Genomic DNA, 5,389 nt, shown 5'->3' with positions numbered 1-5,389 from the left:
ATAACCCGCACTGCCCTCACCGTTTGCCTGGTCGTCATGACGACGATGCAGCCGGTATCGGCGTTGGCGCTGATGGGAACCTGTTCGGGAAATGTTTGCGAGCAACAGCCGACGTGCGGGGGGTGTGGATGCTGTGACGTTGCCCAACAAGAGAAGCGTTGCTGCTGTTGCCCCGATCGCGGCGACGGGACGAAAGGTCGTCCGGCTGTGGGGCATGACAAACTGTCCAGCAAATCGGTCGGTTCGTCGCGAGGGTGCTCGATCGATCTGAAAGCCAGTCAGGACGCGACCGATTACCGGGCGATCAACCGCCGATGCACGTGCCGTGTCTCGGCCCCTCCGATGGATCGCACCAGCACGTCCGACTCGGCCGTTCGTGATCTGTCCTTGCGACTTGCTTCGTTGGAATTCGTCTTGCCCGAGGACGTTTCGCCGATCGTTCGTCCGCGTTTGGTCGATGCCACGCCCGGCAGTCGCGCCGATTTCTCTCAACGCATCCTCTGTGTGTGGCGGATTTAGCAGGTTTTGACAGGGGGCGTGCGCGCCCACTGTAACCAACCGTGCTGATTTCCATTTTGATTCTGACGGACAGACTCCGTCGCCACCAGAGAGATTGACGATGCGCTTTTTTATTGGTTCCTCACTGTTACTGTTGCTTCTTGTCGCTGCGATCACCGGATGCGGTGAGACGACTCCAACCGCCTCCGACCCGGCTGCTGACCCCGCGATTTCGGATCCGGTCGAGGCCACCGCAGTCAACTTCGCGAACACGAAGTGCCCCATCATGGGCGGCAAGCCGACCGCCGAACTGACGGCGGAGTACGAGGGCAAGACGATCGGTTTTTGCTGTGAAGGCTGCCCCGAGAAATGGGCGGCACTCGACGAGGATGTGAAAGCCGAAAAGTTCGCGAAGGTTGATGCGCATGCCGGTCACGATCATGCCGCCGACGATGACCACGCCGGCCATGATCATGCCGAAGACGCAACTGACTCGCCACAGTAGTAGGCGATCCCCTGAGAGTCGCTGACGCCGCCAGACGTTGGACCGTCTACGTTCTGGCGCGCGTCGCTGCGACATTGATGTCCCGTTCGTTGAAGGCGCTCCGTCGGTTGGGCGCCGTTCAAAGTGCGGTGTTGGTTACCGGCCGTGGGGCGTCGCTGCTGTTGTGAGGCAGCGGCGACAGGATGCACTGATTCATCGAAACCTATCCTGGGTGTGACGCATGAACGACAACGAAGCGACGACCTCGAAACGTTCGTCTCGATGGCGGCAACGACTATCGGGGCTCCAGTGGCTCGGTAAAGCTCTGGTCCACGCCACCGTTCTGTTGGTGGCGTTTGTCGCCGGGATTGCGTTGCTCGGTGTCGCCCAACGCGTCGGTTGGATTGGTGGCGGTGGCGAGATGGCTGCGTCAACGGCCGATTCACACGACCACGGCGGCGAGACCATTTATTCGTGTCCGATGCACCCGCAGATTAGACAGAACCAACCGGGAAAGTGTCCGATCTGCGCGATGGACTTGGTGCCCGTTTCGAACCAGCCATCGGCGGTCACGCCCGCCGCGGCGGGCGATGACGATCGCTACATCTGTCCGATGATGTGCACGCCGCCGTCGAAAGAGCCCGGGCGTTGCCCGGTCTGTGCGATGAAATTGGTCAAGGCGACCAACGGTGGACAAAGCGACGGAGAATCGATCACGATCGAGCCGGCCGCACGACGATTGGTTGGCATTCAGACCGCCAAAGCAAAACTTGGTCCCGTCTCGCAGACGATTCGCACCATCGGCTCCATCGACTTCGACGAAAGCAAACTCGCAACCATCTCGGCCTATGTTCCCGGACGCATCGAAAAACTCTATGCCAATTACGTCGGTGTTCCCGTCGAAAAAAACGATGATCTGGCGTTGATCTACAGCCCTGAGTTGTATTCTGCGCAGGTCGAATTCCTGACGGCCCAGGACAACGCCGCGCTGAAACGACTCGGAGGGACGTCGGACTTCGCCTCGCTCGCCCGCCAGAAACTGATCGAGCTCGGGCTGACCGAAGAACAAGTCGACGCGTTGCGTTCGCGGGGCAAGGCGGAAAGCCGAATCCGCATTCGCTCGCCCATCCGAGGAACGGTGATCAACAAGTTTGCCGTCGAAGGCGATTACTTGAAGACCGGCGACAAGGTTTATCGCATTGCCGATCTGTCCACCGTCTGGCTGATGCTGGATTTGTACCCCGACGACGCGGCGCGGATCCGATTCGGCCAGGAAGTCGAAGCGGAGGTGTCGTCGATGCCGGGTGAGATCTTTACAGGTCGGGTCGCGTTCATCGATCCGACGGTGCACGAGAAAACTCGGACCGTCCGCGTGCGCGTGGAAATGCCGAATCCGGATGGCAAACTGCGGCCCGGCGATTACGCGACGGCCCGCGTCTACGTCGCCGCCATTCGCCAGGATTTGATTTACGATCCGATGTTGGCAGGAAAATACATCAGCCCGATGCACCCGGAAGTGATTCGCGAAACTCCCGGCGATTGCCCGATCTGCGGGATGGCCCTGATCCCGACGTCATCGCTTGGGTTCGCCGACCAGCCCTTGCCCACCCAGCAGGTCATCACGGTGCCGCGCGACGCGGTGCTGATGGCCGGTGGCAACAGCGTCGTGTATCTCGAAACCGATCCGGGACGGTTTGAGATTCGCCGAGTCACCGTGGGGCCCGTGACGGACGATGACGCCGTGATTTTGGAAGGCTTGGCGGCAGGCGAGACGGTCGCAACCCAAGGCAATTTTCTGATCGACTCTCAAATGCAATTGGCTGGCAATCCCTCACTGATGGATCCCAGTAAGGCCAAGATGTACCCGCCGGGACCGCTCGAATTGCCCGTCCAAGAAACGGTCGTGTTGCCGGCGGCCGCGGGCGAACAATTCGACCGTGTTCTGGAAATCTATTTCAACATCGGCCAGGCGTTGGCGGCCGATCAGATTCCGGATCCGGCCCTCGTCCAACAACTCGACGAAGCCTTGGGGGAACTGTTGCGATCGCCCGACGTTCCCCGTACCGCTCAATCGCATCTGCAGCGGGCGCGTCGAAGTGTCGATCGTCTGACCGGGTCCTTGGAACAGACTCGGCAGGGGTTCCGCCCGCTCAGTCACGCCCTGCTGAAAGCCGCCAACAGCGTGCGCGGTCCCCGCACCGCGGAGTCTCTCGTCCACATGTTCTGTCCGATGGTCCCCGGCGGAGGCGGCGATTGGATGCAATCCGGCGGCGAGCTGCGCAATCCGTATTGGGGCAGCGAGATGTTGGAGTGTGGGGAACGGGTGAGAGAGATGGGGGGAGGGAAGGAGAGTGGGAGACAAGGAGACAAGGAGACACGGAGAGAGGCAGGTCGGAGCGATGCTTAACCTACTGATCCGTTTCTGTGTCAGAGAGCCTTGGCTGGTCGTTTTGGTGGCGATCGGCAGTAGCGTCGGCGGCTGGTTCGCTTATCAAGCCGTTCCGATCGACGCCATTCCCAACGTCGGCGAGAACCAGGTCATCGTGTTGACGCCTTGGCCCGGGCGGTCGCCCAAGGACATCGAAGATCAGGTCACCTATCCGCTCAGCGTATCGCTGCTGGCCGTGCCCGGAGCGGAGTCGGTGCGTGGGAAAAGCATGTTCGGTTACAGCTTCGTGCAAGTCACGTTCAAGGACGATGTTGATTTCTACTGGTCCCGCAGCCGCGTCTCCGAACAACTCGGGACCGCCGCCTCGCAGTTGCCCGACGGAGTTGTCCCACAACTGGGACCCGACGCGACCGGATTGGGGCAAATCTATTATTACACGCTGACGCCGCCGCCCGGCGGGATGGGATTGGCGGAACTGCGAAGCCTGCAGGATTTCGTCGTCAAATACGAATTGCAATCGGTCGAAGGGGTCAGCGAAGTCGCCTCGATCGGCGGTTACGTCCGCCAATATCAGATCGATGTGGATCCCGACAAGCTGCGATTTCATAACGTCTCACTGGACAAGTTGGCGACGGCGGTGAAGGGTTCCAATCTCGACGTCGGTGCCAAAACGGTGGAATCGACGGGGATGGAGTACATCGTCCGCGGCAAAGGATTTTTGGGCAGCGAAGGCGGCCAAGGGGAAGCGATCCGCGACATCGAGGAAACGGTGATCGTGCAGCGGGATGGCGTCCCGGTACACGTCAGCGATGTCGCCAGTGTCCAACTCGGTCCCGATTTTCGACGTGGTGCGCTCGACTACAACGGCGCCGAGGCGGTCGGCGGTGTCGTCGTGATGCGCTTCGGCGAGAATCCCCGCGAAGTGATCGATCGGGTCAAAGCCAAGATTGCCACCATCGAACCGGCATTGAAAGGCGTCAAAATCCATGGCGTTTACGATCGCAGCGGGTTGATTGACGAGACCGTGGCGACCCTGACCCAGGCGTTGCGTGATGAGATTCTGATCACCGCAGTCATCATCTTGCTGTTCCTGCTGCACGTTCGCAGCAGCATTGTCGTGGCGATCTGTTTGCCCGCCGCGGTGCTGATGTCGTTTATTGCGATGCATCTGGTGGGCGTCGGTTCCAACATCATGTCACTCGCTGGAATCGCCATCGCGATCGGAACCATGGTCGACATGGGCATCATCGTTTCGGAAAACATCTACCAGAACTTGGCGGAATGGGAGCAGGGCGATCGGACGCGTTCTCGATCCGAGGTGCTGTATGAAGCGACCATCGAAGTCGCTCCGGCGGTGGTGACGGCCGTCACCACCACCATCGTCAGCTTTCTGCCGGTGTTTTTCTTAACCGGGCGAGACTATCGTCTGTTTTCCCCGCTGGCCTACACCAAGACCTTCGCCATCGCGATGGCCATGTTGACCGCGATCACGATGGTCCCCGCTCTCAGCCGGCTGATGCTGAAAAGTTCCCGATATCGCAAGCCCACGGCACTGCTGGTCGCACTCCCGCTGGCGATGCTTGCCGCCGCCCTGTCGCACTTCCTGTGGGGCGACGAGCTGGCCGCACACCTGGGCTTGCAACAGTGGATCGTCACGCTGGCGATGGCAGTGGCGGGATGTGCGCTGGGTTGGCAACTGATGCGAGAACGGATCCGACCGATCGACGAGATTCCGACCAGTCGATTCGTGCGTTGGATCTACGCCGCACGACTTCGCCAAGCGCTCCGGCACAAAGCGATCGCGTTGTCCTTTCCGGCACTGTTGTTGGTTTTCGGTGTCGGTGCCTATGTCGGACTTCCGACGGTGATGCGGCCGATCGAACGCGCCGCCGCCTCTCTCGGCGTCGATTTGAACGCCGTGCCAGGCTATGTCGACGCCAAGCATCTGTTTACGGGGCTGCAAAGCGACGATTGGATCGCCCTCGATGAAGGCAGTTGGTTCTACATGCCGACGCTGT

At 60.5% G+C, this 5,389-nt stretch carries 4 protein-coding genes; all 4 read left to right on the top strand.

What is annotated here, in order from left to right:
- Positions 1 to 519 (top strand): hypothetical protein (locus ABX749_RS20130; RefSeq protein ID WP_372897549.1); only part of this gene is annotated, 519 nt, incomplete at its 5' end.
- A gap of 100 nt (positions 520 to 619) precedes the next feature.
- Positions 620 to 1,003 (top strand): hypothetical protein, encoded by a 384-nt coding sequence (locus ABX749_RS20125; RefSeq protein WP_372897548.1) that lies wholly within the window; start codon positions 620 to 622, stop codon positions 1,001 to 1,003.
- A 220-nt stretch (positions 1,004 to 1,223) separates the two neighbouring features.
- Complete coding sequence (locus ABX749_RS20120) at positions 1,224 to 3,389, top strand: efflux RND transporter periplasmic adaptor subunit (RefSeq protein WP_372897547.1); 2,166 nt, start codon at positions 1,224 to 1,226, stop codon at positions 3,387 to 3,389.
- Positions 3,382 to 5,389, top strand: a 2,008-nt coding sequence (locus tag ABX749_RS20115; protein WP_372897546.1) for an efflux RND transporter permease subunit, incomplete at its 3' end; no start/stop codon positions are given. The genes ABX749_RS20120 and ABX749_RS20115, both read left to right, overlap by 8 nt.

The organism is Stieleria sp., from assembly GCF_041595215.1.
Lineage (GTDB): Bacteria > Planctomycetota > Planctomycetia > Pirellulales > Pirellulaceae > Stieleria > Stieleria magnilauensis.
This window is presented reverse-complemented; position numbering and strand designations above follow the sequence as displayed.